Below are 20,725 nucleotides of genomic sequence, written 5' to 3'. Positions count from 1 at the left end.
TAATTTACTTAATAAGAGATGAGGCTTCTAACACACCCCAAACAATTATTATATATCTCAAAGCTTTTCCCAGTGTCATAGCTAGCAATACAATCCATGTATTAGATCTCATAAGTCCCAATACAACTACTACTGCAGTTCCTATAATAGGTATAAAAGAGAAGAATGCCATCCAAGCACCACGTCCATGAATGAATCTCTCGGCTTTTTCCAACTTATCTTTTTCTACCTTAAGATATTTCTCTATCCACTCCCGTTTACCTAGGTGTCCCATCCAGTAACATGTCATCTCGCCTCCAACATTACCTGCAGTAGCTGCTATTGTGCTAAGAACGGGATCAAGGCCAAGACCTATACAAGCTACAAGTACAGCTTCAGAGCTGAAAGGTAGTATGCTACCGGCAGCAAAAGCACTTATAAACATTCCTAGGTAACCCCAATCTATAAAAAACTGAAGAATTGCGTCCATATATTGAATACAGCTAAAAAGATAAAACAAATAATAGTTATAATAAGGAAAATGTTAGAGAACCTGTTTTTATTAACAGCAAAGAAATGTCCGGCAAGAAGGGAATAGCATAAAATTTGAATCTGCATTATTCCCACTGTGGTACTAGGATATAATAGCCATAGTACAACGCCCCACAATTCAATTAATATAATGAATGTCAAGGATGCTCTGCTCCTAATTCTGTCTAGATATGATGAACTGATATAGTATATTGAACATATGAATGAGAGAGAAAGTATTACTATTGATGTTACAATCTCGCCCAAACCGACTTTGCTGAAATCCATTGGAGATATTTTGGTGATCTCTGCAAATGGTAAAAAGAATATATCGGTATTATCAGTAAGAAAAGTATAAGCAAAAAAGAACCAGTAAGGAGTAGCTAGTCCTATCAAGGCAGCTAAAATGCTCTTTACATTCATGCACCTGAAACTTATCATCGATAAGATTAGAAGTGGTGCGTAATATATGATGTATGGGAAGAGAATGCTTGCTGCACTTAAGAATAGTGCTGAAGAAAATATTGATGGAGCAGGGTTTGCATGCTCATAGCTATTCAGAAAGAAGAACAGTGAGGCTGTGAATAGCAATGGGATAAAGCTTGAGGCATTAAATGGGTGCAGGAATATACATACTGATGTAGCTATCCAATAGATGCTGACATGCAGTGTTGTTCTTACTCTGATTAAAGAGAAGGTTGTATTAAGCTCTATAAGGAGATATCCTGTTGCTGCAAAGAGTAACATATTGATAACCTCCGTCCCTGGCCCCATACTTATCAGCCAGATAAACAAAACAATAATAGCCACAACGGGAAGAGTAAACCTTCCCGTTGCAATGGCTGTCTGTATTTTGTTTCTTTTCTTCATCAAATAGATATTATTATAAATCTGCTCCTATATCAGAACGGAAATATTTTTTCTCAAAGTCTATTTTGTTCGCACTTTGGAATGATAGAGCTAAAGCTTCTGCTTTATCAGTTCCATATGAACTTACTGCTATTACTCGTCCGCCATTAGTTACTACATTACCATCTTTCACAGTTGTACCTGCATGGAAGACGATGCTATCTTTAACATCATCAATGCCATTTATAACAAATCCTTTTTCGTAGTGTTCAGGATATCCACCAGATACAAGCATAACGCATACAGCCGAACGCTTGTCTACTTTAAGCTCTTTAGTGTTAAGATTATTCTCTGCTATACCTTCGAATAGATCTACCAGGTCACTTTCAATTCTTAACATAACACTCTCTGTTTCAGGATCACCCATTCTTACATTGTACTCAATGACCATAGGTTCGCCCTTAACGTTTATAAGTCCAAGGAAGATAAAGCCTTTATATTCAATCTTCTCTTCTGCGAGTCCGTTGATGGTTGGTTTGATGATTCTCTCTTCAACCTTTGCCATCCACTCTTTAGTTGCAAAAGGTACTGGTGATACACTACCCATGCCTCCGGTATTCAAGCCGGTATCTCCTTCACCGATACGCTTGTAATCCTTTGCTTCAGGTAATATTTTATAGTTCTTGCCATCTGTCATAACGAAAACAGAGCACTCTATTCCGCTGAGGAACTCCTCAATAACTACTGTTGATGATGCATCGCCGAACATACCTCCAAGCATCTCTTTAAGTTCCTTCTTAGCCTCATCAAGTGTAGGAAGTATAAGAACACCTTTCCCGGCGCATAGTCCGTCAGCTTTAAGAACGTAAGGAGCTTCAAGTGACTCAAGAAACTCTATTCCCTCTTCAATATTAGCAGATGTAATGCTCTTGTACCTTGCAGTAGGGATGTTATGACGCATCATAAATCCTTTTGCAAATTCTTTGCTGCCTTCTAATTCAGCACCAGCTTTTGAAGGACCAACAACAGGTATACCTTTCAACTCTTCATCATTCTTGAAGTAGTCATAAATACCTTTTACCAATGGATCTTCAGGTCCTACTATGACCATGTCGATGCAATTATTAAGGACAAATGCTTTTACAGCATCAAAATCAGTAGGGTTGACGTCTACATTTTCGCCTACATTTCTTGTGCCAGCATTTCCTGGAGCAATAAAAAGTTTCTCGATTTTAGGACTTTGAGCTATTTTCCAAGCAAGGGCATGTTCACGTCCTCCTGAACCTAAGAGTAAAAGTTTCATGATATATAATTATTTCAAATGATCTTCAAAGTATCTTGTTATATGTTCATATAAGTGCACTCTATCTTTTCCCACCATATTATGTTCGCTACCTGGATAAACAAAGAAATCAGGCTGCGCACCTGCATCAATAGCAGCACGAAGGAAGGAGTAGCTGTGCTGTGGTACACATACAGGGTCATTACCACCGATAATAATCTCAAGACGACCCTTCAAATTGCCTGCTCTCAAGGTGAGGTTGGCTTTCTTGTAACCTTCTGGATTATCTTGTGCTTTGTCCATATATCTCTCTCCATACATTATTTCGTAATATTCCCAGTTTATAACCGGACCTCCGGCTACACCAACCTTAAATATCTCAGGATAAGTTAGCATAAGGTTTGTTGTCATGAATCCGCCAAAGCTCCATCCATGAACTCCAAGTTTATCTGCATCAACATAAGGAAGTGACTTAAGAAACTCTACACCTTTTATCTGGTCCTTCATCTCTTCTGTACCAAGATTACGGAATGTAACATTTTCGAACTCAAGTCCTCTGTTCTCGCTTCCGCGGTTGTCGACAGTAAATACTATATAACCTTTCTGAGCCATATAGATATCCCATCCACGGGTATCGTAGTTTAGTGTGTTGTGTATAAGCTGTGCATGAGGACCACCATATACATATATCACAGCAGGATATTTCTTTTTGGCATCAAAGTCTATAGGTTTCACCATTCGGTAATAAAGATCTGTAATGCCATCAGCAGCCTTAATTGTTCCAACAGTTATCTCAGGCATCTTGTAATCCTTCATAGGGTTTTCCTGAGATAGAAGAGTCAAATTGAACTTCCTGCCTTTCGCAGAAGTAGAGATAAGTTCAATTGTTCTAGGCACATTGTGTGATGTAAACTTATTGAGAGCGAATCCTCCTCCATGTGATAGCATAGGGCTGTTGTATGCATCTTTTTCACCTATAAGATGTCGTTTGCCATTTGCAATGTTCACACCAAAGATATTGCTCTGCAGCGGAGATATCTCAGTACTTGATATTATAACCTCTTTATCTTTTATGTTGAAACCAAGTAAATCCAGAACAAGCCACTTACCACTCGTTAACTGTTTTATCTCCTTCCCGTTAGTGTTGTAAAGATATAGGTGATTGAACCCATCCCTTTGACTCTGATAGATAAATTTGCTATCATCCCAAGGAAGGAAAGTAAGAGGATGTGAAGGCTCAACATATTTAGGATGTTCCTCTCGGAACAATGTCATCAATTTTTCACCCGTAGAAGCATCAAATTTTATCAGCTCAGCGCAGTTCTGGTCTCTGTTCAACTCAACTAGATAGATGTTCTTCTCATCTGGCGACCAGCTTATGCATGTGTAATATTTGTCTGTATTGTCACCAGTATCTAGGTATACACTTTTCTGAGTTGATAGATTAAATATACCAACCTTGACCTTATGGCTTGTCATTCCCGCCATAGGGTATTTATCGGGTACAAGTTCAGCAACTCTTTTCGATATATCTACCTGAGGATAGTCAGTAACCATACTTTGGTCCATGCTATAAAAAGCAAGCTTATTACCTTTAGGCGACCAGAAGGTACCTTTTGTTATGCCAAACTCGTTACGGTGAACAGATTGTCCGCATACTATTCCGTCAGGTTCGTCTGTTACCTGATACTGTTTGCCATCTGCAGTTTTTATATATAGATTATTATCAATAGTGAAAGCGAGATTTCTGCTCAAAGTATTCCAATCCTCATTTGCTCCTTTCTCATCTCTTTTTTGGCTCCAAACAATCGCCTTTTTTGCCCAATCTATTAAGACTCTATCCGATTTAGTATTTACAAGAAGCATTTTATCGTCAGGCCTTTTCTTGTCAAAAGGGAAACTTGCATTGTAGAAATGGCTTATTTTAGATAAACCATTTTTCACTAACAAGTTATTTACCTCTTCTAATGTAATGACAGTAAATCTGCTACCTGCCTTATTGCCATCTATGCCTGTCCAAATACCTTGAATATCATCTATGCCGAGCTTCATGCATGCTTTGTCACCCCACCACTCATACCACTCATTTTTTGGTTGTAGGTTGTAATAGTTACTACCTCCAGGCATCAAATCTTCCAAAGTAAAACTTTTCTTCTCTTGTGCCATTGTCGTAGTGAATATTGATAAAAAGAGTAAAAGCAGAAAATCTCGTGATTTCATTGCTGATAAATTAATTTAGATATAGTTATTATCTTTATATATCTCTCTTTGGAGTTCTTCTTGGTTTGTCATCCGAACTACGGAAGCTTCTTTTAGGCTTATCTTCACCCTCTCCGAAACTTCTTCTAGGTCTATCTTCTCTAGATGAGAAACTTCTTCTTTCTCCATCTTTAGAGTCTCTGAAACTTCTTCTTGGCTTATCTTCGCCCTCTCCGAAATTTCTTCTGGGTCTGTCTTCTCTAGATGAGAAACTTCTTTTTTCTCCATCTTTAGAATCTCTGAAGCTTCTTCTTGGTTTTTCTTCACCCTCTCCGAAACTTCTTCTAGGTCTATCTTCTCTAGATGAGAAACTTCTTCTTTCACCATCCTTTGAGTCTCTAAAGCTTCTTCTTGGTTTATCGTCACCATCCCCAAAACTTCTTTTAGGCCTATCTTCTCTAGATGAGAAACTTCTTCTTTCACCATCTTTAGAGTCCCTGAAACTTCTCCTAGCTTATCTTCACCCTCTCCGAAACTTCTTCTAGGTCTGTCTTCTCTAGATGAGAAACTTCTTCTTTCGCCATCTTTAGAGTCTCTGAAGCTTCTTATAGGCTTATCTTCACACTCTCCGAAACTTCTTCTAGGTCTATCTTCTCTAGATGAGAAACTTCTTCTTTCACCATCCTTTGAGTCTCTAAAGCTTCTTCTTGGTTTATCGTCACCATCCCCAAAACTTCTTCTAGGTCTAGAATCGTCCGATTTTCTTATGTCAGAACCTCCGTCGAATGTTCCCTCATTTAAAGAACCATCGTTTTTGTCTGCCTTGAACTCTTTGAACTTTCCGTCGAAGATTTGATATTTTCTGAATTCACACTCCAATGAACCATTGAAAAGAGGAATCTTCACAGATGGTTTCAAACCAATCTGATCAAAACATTCAGCTCTGTAGCTCAATACCCATGCCTCATTTCCTATAAAAGAGTGTTTCAATCTTTCGCCTATCATCTGATATAATCCTAATAGGTCATTAGTTGATATACGCTCTCCGTAAGGAGGGTTGGTTATGATTAAGCTCTTCTCTTTAGGTTGTTCAAACTGTTGAAATGGTTGGATTCGTAGTACAATATCTTTGCTTACACCTGCAGCCTTTATATTGTGAGTAGCAATCTCATTTGCCTTAGGGCTGTTGTCAAATCCATATATCTTATGTTCGAACTCTCTTTCTGTTGAGTCATCATTATAAACTCTATCGAACAGATCTTGGTCGAAGTCATTCCATTTTTCGAAGGCGTACTCTTTTCTGAATACTCCCGGAGAGATGTTACGAGCAATGAGTGCAGCCTCGATCGGTATTGTTCCCGAACCGCACATCGGATCTATAAGGTCACATTCACCATTCCAGCCTGTCATCATAATCATTCCTGCTGCAAGTACCTCATTAAGTGGAGCTTCAACAGCTTCCTGGCGATATCCACGGCGGTGCAGTGACTCACCACTACTATCCAGAGAGAGAGTACACTTGTTCTCTGCAACGTGGAAGTTTATTGCAATATCAGGATTGTTGATTCTAACAGAAGGACGGTTGCCTGTCTTTTCACGGAAGTAATCTACTATGGCGTCTTTAACCTTATATGCCACAAATTTAGAATGGCGGAATTCATTAGAGAATACAACTGAATCAACAGAGAAACTCTTATCATTATCCAAATAATCTTCCCAATTTATATTTTTTATGCCATTGTAAACTTCGTCAGCATTGTTGGCTGTAAAATGTTTTATAGGTTTTAATATTCTGATTGCGGTGCGCAAACAAAAGTTTGCTTTATACATCATCTCTTTATCACCGGTAAACGATACCATGCGGCGGCCTATCTCAATATCCCCTGCGCCCAGTTCTGTGAGTTCTTTTGCCAATACCTCTTCAAGTCCCTGAAAAGTCTTGGCTATAAGCTCGAATTCTTCCTTCATCTTTATGAAAATTACGTAATTTCAAATTATTGCGCAAATTTAATCAAAAATACTGAGCAGCTCAACGATTGGGTTTATTATTGTTCTATTAATAAGTTAAATAGTATCATTATATAATGAGCTATAAGTTAAGGAGTTCTTATATAAGCATATATTAAAAATGGGCTTTGGTAATAACATACCAAAGCCCATTACTTATTTCTATATTTTTATCTTATTTCTTCTGAACTATTCTGGCATCTGGCTCTACATCCTCGGTAACCCAGATATTGCCTCCTACTGTAGCTCCTTCTCCGATAGTGATACGTCCAAGAATTGTTGCATTTGAGTAGATTACAACATTGTTCCCAATGATAGGATGACGAGGTATTCCCTTTATTGGGTTTCCGTCATCATCTAGCGGGAAACTTTTTGCACCTAATGTAACTCCTTGGTATAATTTAACATTATTGCCGATTATGCTTGTTGCACCGATAACTACACCTGTGCCATGGTCTATTGTGAAATGGTCTCCAATCTTTGCTCCCGGATGTATATCTATTCCAGTTTCCGAATGTGCCATCTCAGTTATTATTCTAGGGATTAAAGGAACACCAAGAAGAAGTAGCTCATGAGCAATTCTGTAGTTACTTATGGCACGTATAGCCGGATAACAACTTATAATCTCTCCAAAACCTGTAGCAGCAGGATCTCCATAGTAAGCAGCTTCCACATCTGTAGCTAGTACTCTTCTCATTTCAGGAAGTTTACTTATAAACTTTGCAGCCAGAGATGATGCTTTTTCTCTGCACTTGTTTTCATCCTTATCTTCGGATGTATGAGAAAAGCAGAGGCCTGCCTGAATTTGTTCTGTAAGCAAGTTGAACAGCTTCTCTAAGTTTACTCCTATGTGGTAACTTATAGTCTGACTGTTTATGGTAGAATTTCCAAAATATCCTGGAAATATTACTGAGCGTGCCAGCTCTATGATATTCTTCAGAACTTTTGCAGATGGCAAAGGTTCTCCATCATTATGCTGATGGAACAATCCCTGATACGATTTGCTGTCGGAAAGTTCCTTGACAACCTCGGTCAATATCAATGTATGGTTTGAAGATGTCATCTTATTAAATTAATATTTCAGCAAAAGTAGCAATTATATTGAAGAAGTAGATATTTAAGATTACTTTTGTTTATAATTTGTAATAAAGTGTATGGTAAATAAGAATAATCCTTTTGCAACTAAAGCAAAAAGTAATTCGGCAAAGAAGAGTAGTGGAAAGAGAGTTGGGAAGTCAAAACTAACTAAAGCAAACAACCAACTTAATAGAAGGGTAAAGTAGATTTATTTAACAAATCCTTTATCCTAAGCCTTAGGATTATTGTCCTAAGCTTTAGGATTAATATCCTACGTCATAGGATTAATATCTGTTGTAATAACATAAAAAAGAAGTACAAAGGATAAATATTATCACTCTGCACTTCTTAATTTTTTTTAGTCAATTATTTACTCTTTTTTTCATGAATATCTTCAACTAAAGTATAGTCGAGTTGTTTCTTCTCAAGATTAGCTTTAGCCACTTTTATTGTTACATGATCTCCAAGGCTATATTTCTTATGTTTTTTCCTTCCTGTCAGGCAGTAACACTTTTCATCGAAATCGTAATAGTCGTCGGCAAGGTCACGCATAGGAACCATTCCTTCGCACTTGCTCTCATCAACCTCAACATATAGGCCCCATTCAGTAACTCCTGATATAATGCCATCGAACTCTTTTCCAATGCGTTCAGACATATATTCCACCTGTTTGTATTTAATTGATGCTCTCTCTGCATTTGCTGCAATTTGCTCCATCTCAGAACTGTGTACACATAACTCCTCATATTTATCTTTCTGCACTGTACGTCCTCCTGCCAGATACTTAGTAAGTAATCTGTGAACCATCATATCCGGAAAACGACGAATAGGTGATGTGAAATGTGTATAGAAATCGAATGCAAGTCCGTAGTGGCCGATATTATCGGTTGAATAGCGTGCTTTCTGCATAGCTCTCAAAGAGACAGTCTCAATAAGTTCACTCTCCTTCTTACCATTTATGTCATGAAGCAGTTTGTTTATTGATTTAGCTACCTCTTTACTACTTCCTGAGGTTCTTATCTTATATCCGAAACGGTTAATGAAGAAGTTCAGATTCTCAAGTTTGTCAGGATCTGGAAGGTCGTGTATACGATACGGGAATACTTTAGCTTTCTTGTCCTTAGGAACCTTACCTACATATTCAGCCACTGACCTGTTTGCCATAAGCATGAACTCTTCGATAAGCTTGTTAGCCTCTTTAGACTCTTTGAAATATACGCTTACGGGTTTTCCTGTCTCATCTATCTCGAATCTTACCTCTACACGGTCGAAGTCTATAGCACCATTTGAAAGCCTTTGAGCTCTTAATATCTGTGCAAGTTTGTTCAGTTCAAGTAGCTCATTGCTATAATCACCCTTTCCTGTCTCTATTATCTCCTGTGCCTCTTCATAAGTAAATCGGCGGTTACTCTTTATGATAGTCTTTGTGATGCGCGAGTTTTTGACCTCACCTTTTTCGTTCATCGTGAAGATAACAGAGTATGTGAGTTTCTCTTCGTCAGGTCTTAGCGAACAGAGACCGTTACTCAGTTTCTCAGGTAGCATAGGTATTGTCCTATCTACCAGGTAAACCGATGTGGCACGTTTCTCTGCCTCCTTATCGATTATGCTTCCCTCTTTTACGTAGTGTGTTACATCTGCTATATGTACACCAATCTCCCATAGTCCGCTCTTTATCTCACGTATAGATAGGGCATCGTCGAAGTCTTTAGCATCTTTTGGGTCAATAGTGAATGTGACGGCATCGCGAAAGTCTTCTCTTCCCTCCAAATCCTCTTCGGTTATCTCAGTAGGAATCTTATCGGCAGCCTCTTCCACGCTCTTAGGGTAGACATAAGGGAGTCCGAATTCAGCAAGGATGGCATGCATCTCTGTTGTGTTATCTCCGGCTTGGCCAAGTATGTCAATAACTTGTCCTATAGGATTCTTAGCTTGGTCAGGCCACTCTATAACCTTCACAACAGCTTTATCTCCATTCTTTCCGCTTTTCAGTTTATCCTTAGGGATAAAAATATCGTTAGCAAGAGTCCTGTTTTCAGTAAGCAGGAACGCATAATATTTATCTACTTTTAGAGTACCGACAAAGGTGTCGTTTGCTCTCTCAAGAATATCAATAACTTCACCTTCGGCTTCTTTATTCTTCTTCTTTGCAAATAGGGCAATCTTGACCTTGTCATTGTTCATTGCATGTGCTGAATTTCTTTCGGCAATGAATATGGTCTCACTTCCATCATCAGGAATGAACGAGTTCTTACCATTACTCTTCCTTTGGAATTTACCAGTCATAATAAGCCCGTGGTCATTCAGTTTAAACTGACCTTTCTCAGTCATGGTCAATAAACCATCATCCATCATCTCGCTTATAATATCTGAGCAGAGCATCTTTAATGGGTGTGTGGTTAGGTTAAGGTCTCTGAAAATCTGTTTAGTGGTCAACGATTCATTGACTTTTGTGTAGAGATAGTTTACCAAGCGTTCAGAGAGTTCGCTTTTATTTATTCTCTTACCACCTTTTTTATCTTTCTTTTTAGACATAGCGTATGCAATTACGTAGTATATTACTACAAAGTAAACAAAATATTTTAATGGCATGTTCAATAACTACCTCTTTTTTGATTTAATGTTGAATAAAGATTTATCTTTGTCTAATTTTATTATTAATCCAATTTAGGTTTGCATGTTGAACCACAAAAAAAGTTTGACTTTATCAAGTTATGGCAAATAAGGTCTTGATTACAGGAGCAAGTGGCTTTATAGGTAGCTTTATTGTAGAAGGTGCAATAGAGAGAGGTTATCATACATGGGCAGGCGTGAGGAAAAGCAGTAGCAGAAAATATCTGAAACAGCCTGAATTGGGATTTGTTACTCTAGACTTTAATGATAAGGCAAAGCTATTGTCTGAATTGCTTGACTTTAAAGAGAAAAATGGCAAATGGGATTATATTGTTCATTGTGGTGGAGTGACAAAGAGTAAGGACAAAGATGGCTTTGATAAAGGGAACTATATAGCAACTAGGAACCTTATAGAGGCACTTGAAGAGAGCGGAATGACTCCCGATAAATTTATATATATAAGCTCATTGAGTATATTCGGGCCTATTCATGAGAAATGTTTCCAGCCTATTTCGGAAAAGGATACTCCAAGACCAAATACGGCATACGGTGAGAGTAAGATAAAGACTGAGGAGTATATCAAGAGCATTCCGAGATTCCCATATATTATTTTACGTCCTACAGGTGTTTATGGACCTCGTGAGAAAGATTATTTCTTAATGGTAAAATCAATTAAGCAGCATATAGATTTTGCGGCTGGTTTTTCCCGTCAGGATATAACATTTGTATATGTCAAGGATGTTATTCAGGCAATATTCCTCTCTATAGAGAAGGAGGTAGCACAGAGAAGCTATTTTATAAGTGATGAATGTGTCTATTCAAGTCGTGACTTCTCTGATTTAATACAGAAGGAGTTAGGCATTAATCATGTACTTCATATCAAATGTCCTTTATTTATTCTGAAAATAGTATCTTTGCTGTCAGAATTTTTTGCAAAACTTATGGGAAAGGCAAGTACTTTGAATGCAGATAAGTATAAAATAATGAAACAACGTAACTGGCGATGTGATATAAGCCCGTTGAAAGATGAACTTGGTTATAAAGCTCAATATCCTCTGGAGAAAGGGGTTAAGGAAATAATTGAATGGTATAAAAAAGAAGGATGGATTTAAATTGGTTCAAGCGTGTAGATCAGAAAAATGGTCTTTTTGCAGTAGAGAGTATTAGCTTAATATACAATGCTGTTACTACAGTGATGATATTCTTCCTATTCAATAGGATGGACCATCCAGGTGTTATGTTAATTGAACGTGCATGCATAGTGCTGATTACTTTTGCCATGATATACATTTATCAGAAATATCCATGCAGGATATCGGCATTTGCAAGGATGGCTGTACAGATGGGATTTCTAGCTTACTGGTATCCTGACACATTCGAGTTCAACAGACTTTTTCCAAATCTTGATCACCTGTTCGCCAGTGCAGAGCAGTTCATTTTCTCTTTCCAGCCTTCAGTGAACTTTTCGGAGATGTTCCCCTCAATGTGGTTTAGTGAGCCATTCAATATGGGGTATTTCTTCTATTACCCATTGATAGCAATTGTTACAATATACTACTTTATATACCGTTTTGAACTTTTCGAAAAGGTATCTTTTGTGTTGGTGACAGCTTTCTTTATATATTACCTTATATATATCTTTCTTCCTGTAGCTGGCCCTCAGTTCTATTTCCCTGCCATAGGTATGGATAATGTAATGGCTGAAAACTTCCCTGCGATAGGTGATTATTTTAATAATAACTCTATACTACTTCCTAAGCCTGGATATAGTCATGGATTCTTCTATAACCTTGTCGAGGCCTCACAAGAGGTTGGGGAACGCCCTACAGCTGCATTCCCTAGTTCACATGTCGGTATATCGACAATTATTATGATTATGGCTTATAGAGTGAACAGGAAATTATGTTATACTCTACTGCCGCTATATTTCCTTCTATGCTGTGCTACTGTATATATTCAGGCACATTATCTTATCGATGTATTTGCAGGATGGATAAGTGCAGTACTTATATATATGGTTTCTACATGGATGTATAAACGTTGGTTTGCATCAGGAGTGTTCAGAAAACTGATAGAATAGTATCGTTTTTAATAAAACAATTATATTTTCGCACATATTGTCCATTATTGAACAATATGTGCGAATTTTATTTTGTTGAAAGTTAGATAGTTACTACTTTGGTATGGAAGTTGTTTTGATAATAATAAATATTATTTGCAACTTTTTTTCTTTTAGTTCCGTCTAAAAAGTATTGATTGAAATATTAACAAAATAATAATATTATGAAACGGTTAATCATCAGTTTTTCTCTTCTATTAGTACTGACAATATGTTCTTGCAGTTTTGTTAATGGAGTTGTTCCAAGTAAGAACTATGTCACTCAAAAAGTAAAAGTTGGATATTTCAGTGGAATATCAACTAGTTGTTCAGTAGATGTTATATATACCCAGACATCGGGTGATAGGAGTGTTGAGATATATGCATCTGATAATGTTATTCCTTATATTTATGTTGAAGAAGAAGGCGACATGCTGAAAGTAGGGATGAAGAATAATACCAGTATCACAAACTTTGGATCTCATAAGATGGAGGTAAGAGTAAGTGCACCGGCTGTAAACATTCTTAAAGCTTCAAGTAGTGGGGATATAATACTTAAAAACGGCTTAAACAACAGAGGTAATGTCTCTCTGCATGCATCTAGCAGTGGTGATATTAAGGGTGGTGATATACATTGCCAAGATCTTGATGGATCATCTTCAAGCAGTGGCAATATATTGTTAGGCAATGTAAAATGTAATAAATTATATGCTGATTGTAGCAGTTCAGGCGACTTTTCACTGAATAGTGTAGAATGTCAAGAGGTCAGAGCAAATGCAAGTTCATCGGGTGATGTATCACTTTCAGGAAATTGCAACTATGCATTCTTTGAAGCCTCAAGTAGCGGTGATATAGATGCAGGTGGTCTTAAAGCTAAAGTCGTTGAGGCTAAAGCAAACTCCGCCGGCGATGTAAAATGCTACGCTTCACAATCAATAGTAGGTAGAAAATCTAGTGCAGGAGGTATCTCTTTCTCAGGAAACCCTGCACGTGTTGATATAAGGAAATAGAATATTTTATAGGTAATAACTCTCTTTTATTTTATCGAGTATCGAGTATAACTCTTCGGTTGTCTCAGCACGCAACATAGCTATCCTTGTAGATTTAAAATTAGGAATATTTTTAAATATTGGAGAAGCAGCAAGGTGACGGCGTACATGAAGAATACCACGACGCTCGTCGAGCAGATTAACGCTCTCTTGAACTTGTCGGCGAAGGACATTGAGTTTCCAATCGAAAGATAACGCTCAATTTCTTCGCCATTTTGTAAATAGTACTTAACTTCTTTGAATATCCATGGGCGACCAAAACTGCCTCTTCCTATCATAACAGCATCAACTCCATACTTATCAAAGCACTCTTTAGCTCTCTCTGGAGTGATTACGTCGCCATTACCTATGATAGGTATACGCATCCTTGGATTCTCTTTTATCTTTCCTATCAAGGTCCAATCTGCTTCGCCTGTATACATCTGTGCACGAGTTCTTCCATGAACTGTCAGTGCCTCTATACCGCAATCTTGAAGCTGCTCTGCCAACTCGACTATAATCTTACTGTTATTGTCCCATCCCAGTCTTGTCTTGACAGTGACAGGTATCTTTACTGCATCAACAACGGCCTTCGTTATCTCAAGCATCTTTGGAATGTTCTGAAGCATACCTGAACCGGCGCCTTTTCCTGCCACTCTTTTTACTGGACAGCCGAAATTAAGGTCTAGAATATCGGGATTAGCCTGCTCTACAATTTGGGCAGCCTCAACCATTGCATCTGTCTCTTTGCCATAAATCTGAATGGCCACTGGACGTTCGGTATCGCTTATGTTAAGTTTCTGCATAGTCTTACCTACCGACCTTATGAGTGCATCACTTGATACGAACTCTGTATATACCATGTCAGCGCCGAACTCCTTGCATAACAGACGGAAAGCAGGGTCGGTTACATCCTCCATTGGTGCCAGTAAAATAGGATATTTGCCTAAGTCAATATTGCGTATTTTCATTTTCTAACATTAATATCAATGCAAAAGTACAGAAAAAACTCTACCTTTGCAGTCTCAGAATTGATAAGAATATGAAACAGGATATAAAAGATTTTGAAATTATGGCTCCTGTGGGTTCTCGTGAATCCCTTGCAGCTGCTATTCAGGCGGGTGCCGACTCTATTTACTTCGGCATAGAGAGTTTGAATATGCGTGCACGTTCAGCAAATACATTTACCATTAATGACTTGCGTGAGATTGCACAGATCTGTGAAGAGCATTCTATAAAGAGTTATCTTACCATCAATACTATAATATATGATGAGGATGTTGAGTTGATGCGTAAAATCGTGGATGCAGCTAAAGAAGCTCAGATAAGTGCCGTTATTGCTGCCGACGTAGCTGTTATGTCTTACTGTATTGAAGTAGGACAGGAGGTTCATCTTTCTACTCAGTTAAATATAGGTAATGCACAGGCTTTAAAGTTCTACGCTCAGTTTGCTGATGTCGTTGTTCTTGCGCGTGAATTGAATTTGAAACAGGTGCGCAAGATATATGATGCCATACATAATGAACAGATAAAAGGCCCTAAGGGTGACTTGGTAAGAATAGAGATGTTCTGCATGGTGCTCTATGCATGGCTGTTTCGGGTAAGTGCTACCTGAGTCTTCATGAGATGAATGTATCGGCAAATCGAGGCGCATGTAATCAGATATGTCGCAGAGGGTATACTGTAAAAGATAATGAGAGCGATATAGAACTTGAGGTTGACAATAAATATATAATGTCTCCTAAAGACTTGAAGACTATCCACTTCATGGACGAAATGATTGATGCAGGTGTGAGAGTGTTCAAGATAGAAGGTAGGGCAAGAGGACCTGAATATGTACGTACAGTAGTAGAGTGCTATAAAGAGGCAATAAAGTCTTGTCTTGATGGTACTTTCTCTGACGAGAAGGTTAAGGTATGGGATGAGAGGCTGAAGACTGTATTCAACAGAGGTTTCTGGAATGGATATTACTTGGGACAGAGACTAGGTGAATGGAGCAAGAACTATGGTTCAGAGGCTACTGAGAGAAAAGTATATGTAGGAAAGGCTATTAAACACTTCTCAAATATAGGCGTGGCAGAATTTCTTATTGAAGCTGGAGAGATAAAAGTTGGTGAGAAACTTCTTATCACCGGACCTACAACAGGAGCTCTGTTCTTAAATCTGGAAGATCCAAGAGTTGACCTTAAACCTGTTGAGATAGTCAGAAAAGGGGAACATGTATCATTTAAAGTTCCTGAGAAGATTCGTCCTAGCGACAAGCTATATAAACTTGTTTCTCCGGAATCATTGAAGAAAAATTAAAATTGTATTGGTCTCATTATCACTCTGCAAAGAGTGAGTGTATGAGATCTTAAAAGAGAATAAACCGGAAGAGCAGAATTTCTCCACTTTTCTGGTTTTCTTATAATGGACCTATTCACTGTTGAAAAGGTATAAATATAATTTTTAATCATGAAAGAAAAAAAGAGAAGAAGCAGCGAAAGAATTCATTTTCGCCGTTTCGCAAACCAATCTTACTCTGTATTCAGAAGTATTGGTAAGGAGGTAAACATCGGTGTACTGCTTGTTGGTATGCTTGCTTATGCAACTCCTGCAGAGGTAAAAGCTCAGGCTAATGCCAAAACTGATGCAAATGATAGAGAATATGAATTGGAAGAGGTTGAGGTAACCGCGACGCGAGCGCCACTGACTGTAAGCCAGGGTGCAAGAATGGTTACAATACTCGACCGTAAGTCAATTGCACAGGCCCCTGTGCAGAGTGTTAACGACCTGCTAAAGTACGCTGTCGGCGTGGATGTTCGGCAAAGAGGCATGCAAGGCATGCAGACCGATATCTCATTGCGAGGCAGTACCTACGATCAGATTACCATCCTTCTTAATGGCGTGAACATCTGCGATCCGCAGACCGGTCATAATGCAGTCGACCTGCCTGTAGATATCAATGATATCGAGAGAATAGAGATTCTTGAGGGCCCGGCAGCAAGGGTATATGCACATCATCACTTCTTGGAGCTATTAATATAGTTACCAAAAAAGAGGAGAAAAATTTTGTGGATATCTTTGGCTCTGCAGGATCATATGGCAGTGCAAATGGAGGGGCAAAACTGAATATATCTTCAGGCAAAGTAATCAACATGGTTTCCGGTAGCTACAACCGTAGTGATGGCTATCTCAGAAACAGTGAAGGAAAACTTACAGCCGACTTCAACTCATCTAAATTATTTTATCAGGGAAGATTATCTAATTCATCGGCCAATATTGATTGGCTGGCAGGATACAGCGACAGAAACTATGGATCAAACACATTCTATAGCGCTAAATATGATAATCAATTTGAGCATACACGTAAGTTCTTCACATCTGTGCAAGCTCAGACTAATGGAGATATTCAGTTCAAACCGGTAGTATACTGGACTAGAGGAGAAGACAGGTTCGAACTGATAAGAGGCAGTGAGGATAAAGTTCCTTTCAATTACCATCGTACAGATATTTTTGGTATAAATCTAAATGCTTATTTCAGCACTATTCTTGGTAAGACTGCTGTAGGAGCAGAGATGAGAAACGAGAACATTAAAAGCACAGTTCTGGGAGAGCTTCTTGATAAACCTTTGGATATCAATGGCTCAGATAGACAATATACAAAAGGGTTAGACAGAACGAATCTAAGTATTCACCTTGAGCATAACATACTTCTGAATAACTTTACACTCTCTGCCGGCATGATGGCAACAAAAAACAGTATGTATGATGATGGATTTAAAATATATCCGGGTATAGATGCATCGTATAGATTGACTCCACATCTGAAAGTTTATGGTTCATGGAATAGGTCATTGAGGCTTCCTACATTTACAGAACTATATTATACAACAAATGAGACACACCAGGGGAATAAGAATCTCAAACCCGAAGAGATGACTGCATATGAGTTAGGTGTGAAATATAACAATCAATTAATAAATGCCACAGCGGCGCTCTTCCATCATCGAGGAAGTAACCTCATCGATTGGGTGAAAAGTGTTGATGAAGAGGTGTGGAGCTCAATAAACCATACCAAAATAAACTCAACAGGATTAGAGATGGGAGTAACAATGAACTTTGCTGAGCTAAGCAAGGAAAACTCATTAATCAGAGAAATCTACTTGGGTTACACTTATATCAATCAGGATAAGAAGGAGAACCCGGATGAGGTATCACAATATGCTCTCGAGTATCTGAAACATAAGTTTGTGGTACGTCTTGATCATAAAATATGGAGTAAACTGGAGGCCAACTGGTCCTTCCGTTGGCAGGATAGAGAGGGGAACTATGTGAAATATGAGGGTAAGAATTCTGTTGGAACAGCTGATTACAAGCCATATTCTCTCCTTGATTCCAAAGTGGTGTGGAATGCTAAAGACTATAAACTCTTTGTACAGGCTAACAACATATTCAATAAGGAATATATTGATTATGGTAATGTGCTGCAGCCGGGTTTTTGTATTATGGCAGGATTTAATTATCACTTTAACCTCTAGTTAATTATAGAGTATTGTATTTATTGCTTTTATAGTAAAAAAATACGTCGATTATTTTTATCTTTGCACATTATAATATAACAGAACAGACGGAAATGAAGATAGAAAAGAGACTCTGTGCATCTGTGGTTGATGCAATTAAGGCGTTATATGGTCAGGAAGTACCTGAAAGTATGGTACAATTACAGAAGACCAAGAAGGAGTTTGAAGGGCACCTCACACTAGTTGTCTTCCCCTTTTTGAGAATGTCAAAGAAGGGACCAGAACAGACTGCTCAAGAAATTGGTGAGTATCTGAAAAGTAATAGTCCTGAGCTTATTGCTGCATTTAATGCTGTAAAAGGCTTCCTAAATCTTGTAATTGCATCTGATTGCTGGATTGAACTCCTTGATAGCATAAACTCAGATCCAAAATTTGGATTTACAAATGCTACAGAGGATTCTAAACTTGTAATGATTGAATATTCATCTCCAAATACTAACAAGCCACTTCACTTAGGACATGTGCGTAACAACTTGCTTGGTAATGCACTTGCAAATATTGTAGCAGCTAATGGAAACAAGGTTGTTAAGACTAATATTGTTAACGACCGTGGTATTCATATCTGTAAGTCTATGTTGGCTTGGCTGAAATATGGTAATGGCGAGACTCCAGAAACTTCAGGAAAGAAAGGTGACCACTTGGTAGGCGACTACTATGTAGCATTCGACAAGCACTACAAAGCAGAGGTTAAAGAGCTCATGGAGAAATTCCTTGCAGAAGGAATGAATGAAGAGCAGGCTAAGGCAAAAGCTGAGGCTGAATCTCCACTTATGCAGGAAGCTCGTGAGATGCTACGTAAATGGGAGGCTAACGATCCTGAGGTAAGAGCTCTATGGAAGAAGATGAACGAATGGGTTTATGCCGGATTCAACGAGACTTACAAGGAGATGGGAGTAAGCTTTGACAAGATATATTATGAATCAGAAACTTATCTTGAAGGAAAGGACAAAGTTCAAGAGGGATTGGATAAGGGATTCTTCTACAGAAAAGAGGATGGCTCTGTATGGGCTGACCTTACTGCAGAGGGCCTTGACCATAAACTTCTTCTCCGTGGTGATGGTACTTCTGTGTATATGACGCAGGATATAGGTACTGCAAAACTACGTTTCCAGGACTTCCCTATCAACAAGATGATATATGTAGTGGGTAACGAACAGAACTACCACTTCCAAGTTCTATCAATTCTACTTGATAAGCTTGGCTTTGAGTGGGGTAAAGATCTTGTTCATTTCTCATATGGTATGGTTGAACTTCCTGAAGGTAAGATGAAGAGCCGTGAGGGCACTGTGGTTGATGCTGATGACCTTATGGAGTCTATGATTGAGACTGCAAAAGAGACATCTGCTGAACTTGGTAAACTTGACGGACTTACTAAAGAGGAGTCAGATAGTATATCACGTATTGTAGGACTTGGCGCATTGAAATACTTTATACTCAAGGTTGATGCTCGTAAGAATATGACATTCAATCCTAAAGAGTCTATAGATTTCAATGGTAATACCGGACCATTTATTCAGTATACTTATGCCAGAATACAGTCGGTAATGCGTAAGGCTACTGAATCGGGTATTGTTATACCTGAGAAGTTGGCTACAGGTATACAACTAAGCAATAAGGAGGAGGATCTGATACAGTTGATGGCAGATTTCGCAACTGTGGTACGTCAGGCTGGAACAGATTATAACCCTTCTGTCATTGCTAACTACACATACGATTTGGTTAAAGAGTACAATCAGTTCTATCACGACTATTCAATACTTCGTGAGGAGAATGAACAGGTTAAGATTTTCCGTCTTGCACTGAGTGTTAATGTTGGAAAGATAATAAATGAGGCTATGGGATTACTTGGAATCGACGTTCCGGAAAGAATGTAATTCATGGCTAAAAATAAATATTATGTAGTTTGGAAAGGTGTCAGTCCTGGAATCTATGATTCTTGGACTGACTGCCAACTGCAGATAAAAGGATATGAAGGTGCCCAGTATAAATCTTTCTCTACCAGGGAGGAGGCTGAAGAGGCTATGGCACACACACCTTTTGAATATATAAATAGGAGCTCTAAGAAAGAGAGCTACGATAAGAGGTTACCAGACAATTTTGATATGAATACTCTTGCTGTGGACGCAGCTTGTAGTGGTAATCCCGGTCCTATGGAGTATAGAGGTGTTTATCTGCTTACCGGACAACAGATATTTCATTTCGGTCCTATATTTGGGACCAATAATATAGGAGAATTTTTGGCAATTGTTCACGCTCTTGCACTGATGAAGCAGAGAGGTGTAGAGATGACGATTTACTCTGATAGCCGTAACGCTATAAGTTGGGTAAAGCAGAAGAAATGCAAGACTAAACTAGAAAGAAATAAAAAGACCGAAGAGGTTTTTAATATGATAGAAAGAGCAGAGAAATGGCTCAAAGAGAACCGTTATTCCACTAAGATAATGAAATGGGAGACAGAACTTTGGGGAGAGGTACCTGCTGATTTTGGAAGGAAATAGGA

General features: G+C 38.4%; 14 protein-coding genes and 3 pseudogenes. 9 read left to right on the top strand and 8 right to left on the bottom strand.

Going from position 1 to position 20,725, the window contains the following annotated elements; genetic code table 11:
* Positions 1–4 precede the first annotated feature (4 nt).
* The 6 genes and pseudogenes from JCM15092_RS00205 to JCM15092_RS14400 all read right to left on the bottom strand — a co-directional run bounded on the left by JCM15092_RS00205 (position 5) and on the right by JCM15092_RS14400 (position 7,910).
* Positions 5–469, bottom strand: a complete 465-nt coding sequence (locus JCM15092_RS00205; RefSeq protein ID WP_024992892.1) for a YqaA family protein — start codon at positions 467–469, stop codon at positions 5–7.
* A complete protein-coding gene (locus tag JCM15092_RS00200; RefSeq protein WP_024992891.1) occupies positions 442–1,380 on the bottom strand; it encodes a hypothetical protein in 939 nt (312 codons plus the stop codon). Before JCM15092_RS00200 ends, JCM15092_RS00205 begins: the two co-directional genes overlap by 28 nt.
* Before the next feature lie 13 nt (positions 1,381–1,393).
* Positions 1,394–2,662, bottom strand: a complete 1,269-nt coding sequence (gene purD / locus JCM15092_RS00195; protein ID WP_024992890.1) for a phosphoribosylamine--glycine ligase — start codon at positions 2,660–2,662, stop codon at positions 1,394–1,396.
* A gap of 9 nt (positions 2,663–2,671) precedes the next feature.
* The gene (locus JCM15092_RS00190; RefSeq protein WP_024992889.1) at positions 2,672–4,861 is read right to left on the bottom strand and encodes a S9 family peptidase; all 2,190 of its coding nucleotides are present in this window, start codon (positions 4,859–4,861) and stop codon (positions 2,672–2,674) included.
* Between the two features lie 800 nt (positions 4,862–5,661).
* Positions 5,662–6,808 (bottom strand): annotated as a pseudogene (locus JCM15092_RS14405) (THUMP domain-containing class I SAM-dependent RNA methyltransferase); the annotation flags it as partial.
* A 214-nt stretch (positions 6,809–7,022) separates the two neighbouring features.
* Positions 7,023–7,910, bottom strand: a complete 888-nt coding sequence (locus tag JCM15092_RS14400) for a serine O-acetyltransferase (RefSeq protein WP_034541365.1) — start codon at positions 7,908–7,910, stop codon at positions 7,023–7,025.
* Positions 7,911–8,001: 91 nt separating this feature from the next.
* Between JCM15092_RS14400 and JCM15092_RS17765 the strand changes: the two genes are divergently transcribed.
* Positions 8,002–8,130 (top strand): hypothetical protein, encoded by a 129-nt coding sequence (locus tag JCM15092_RS17765; protein WP_262501353.1) that lies wholly within the window; start codon positions 8,002–8,004, stop codon positions 8,128–8,130.
* A gap of 160 nt (positions 8,131–8,290) precedes the next feature.
* Here the strand turns inward: JCM15092_RS17765 and rnr are convergent, their stop codons facing one another.
* Entirely contained in the window at positions 8,291–10,459 is a 2,169-nt protein-coding gene (gene rnr / locus JCM15092_RS00170; RefSeq protein WP_024992888.1) for a ribonuclease R, read from the bottom strand.
* A gap of 179 nt (positions 10,460–10,638) precedes the next feature.
* Here rnr and JCM15092_RS00165 point away from each other — a divergent pair, with 179 nt between their 5' ends.
* The 3 genes from JCM15092_RS00165 (at position 10,639) to JCM15092_RS14395 (ending at position 13,645) form a co-directional block, all read left to right on the top strand.
* Positions 10,639–11,649, top strand: a complete 1,011-nt coding sequence (locus JCM15092_RS00165) for an NAD-dependent epimerase/dehydratase family protein (RefSeq protein ID WP_024992887.1) — start codon at positions 10,639–10,641, stop codon at positions 11,647–11,649.
* Positions 11,640–12,617, top strand: a complete 978-nt coding sequence (locus tag JCM15092_RS00160) for a phosphatase PAP2 family protein (protein ID WP_024992886.1) — start codon at positions 11,640–11,642, stop codon at positions 12,615–12,617. Before JCM15092_RS00165 ends, JCM15092_RS00160 begins: the two co-directional genes overlap by 10 nt.
* 203 nt (positions 12,618–12,820) lie before the next feature.
* Positions 12,821–13,645 carry a head GIN domain-containing protein gene (locus tag JCM15092_RS14395; RefSeq protein WP_034541364.1) on the top strand — a complete coding sequence of 275 codons (825 nt, stop codon included), beginning with the start codon at positions 12,821–12,823 and terminating at the stop codon, positions 13,643–13,645.
* 6 nt (positions 13,646–13,651) lie between these two features.
* Here the strand turns inward: JCM15092_RS14395 and dusB are convergent.
* Positions 13,652–14,634 (bottom strand): annotated as a pseudogene (gene dusB, locus JCM15092_RS14390) (tRNA dihydrouridine synthase DusB).
* A gap of 71 nt (positions 14,635–14,705) precedes the next feature.
* Here dusB and JCM15092_RS14385 point away from each other — a divergent pair.
* The 5 genes and pseudogenes from JCM15092_RS14385 (at position 14,706) to JCM15092_RS00130 (ending at position 20,723) form a co-directional block, all read left to right on the top strand.
* Positions 14,706–15,967 (top strand): annotated as a pseudogene (locus JCM15092_RS14385) (peptidase U32 family protein).
* 150 nt (positions 15,968–16,117) lie between these two features.
* Positions 16,118–16,690 carry a TonB-dependent receptor gene (locus JCM15092_RS17860; protein ID WP_369384635.1) on the top strand — a complete coding sequence of 191 codons (573 nt, stop codon included), beginning with the start codon at positions 16,118–16,120 and terminating at the stop codon, positions 16,688–16,690.
* A gap of 26 nt (positions 16,691–16,716) precedes the next feature.
* Positions 16,717–18,183, top strand: coding sequence for a TonB-dependent receptor domain-containing protein (locus JCM15092_RS14380; protein ID WP_369384634.1), 1,467 nt, complete (start codon positions 16,717–16,719; stop codon positions 18,181–18,183).
* A 95-nt stretch (positions 18,184–18,278) separates the two neighbouring features.
* Complete coding sequence (gene argS / locus JCM15092_RS00135; RefSeq protein WP_024992885.1) at positions 18,279–20,099, top strand: arginine--tRNA ligase; 1,821 nt, start codon at positions 18,279–18,281, stop codon at positions 20,097–20,099.
* Between the two features lie 3 nt (positions 20,100–20,102).
* A complete protein-coding gene (locus JCM15092_RS00130; RefSeq protein WP_024992884.1) occupies positions 20,103–20,723 on the top strand; it encodes a ribonuclease H1 domain-containing protein in 621 nt (206 codons plus the stop codon).
* Positions 20,724–20,725 lie beyond the last annotated feature (2 nt).

Origin of the sequence: Phocaeicola paurosaccharolyticus JCM 15092 (genome assembly GCF_000613805.1) — a bacterium.
Classification (GTDB): domain Bacteria; phylum Bacteroidota; class Bacteroidia; order Bacteroidales; family Bacteroidaceae; genus Phocaeicola; species Phocaeicola paurosaccharolyticus.
Note: the sequence above shows the minus strand (reverse complement) of the source record. Positions and strands in the feature narration are given on the sequence as shown.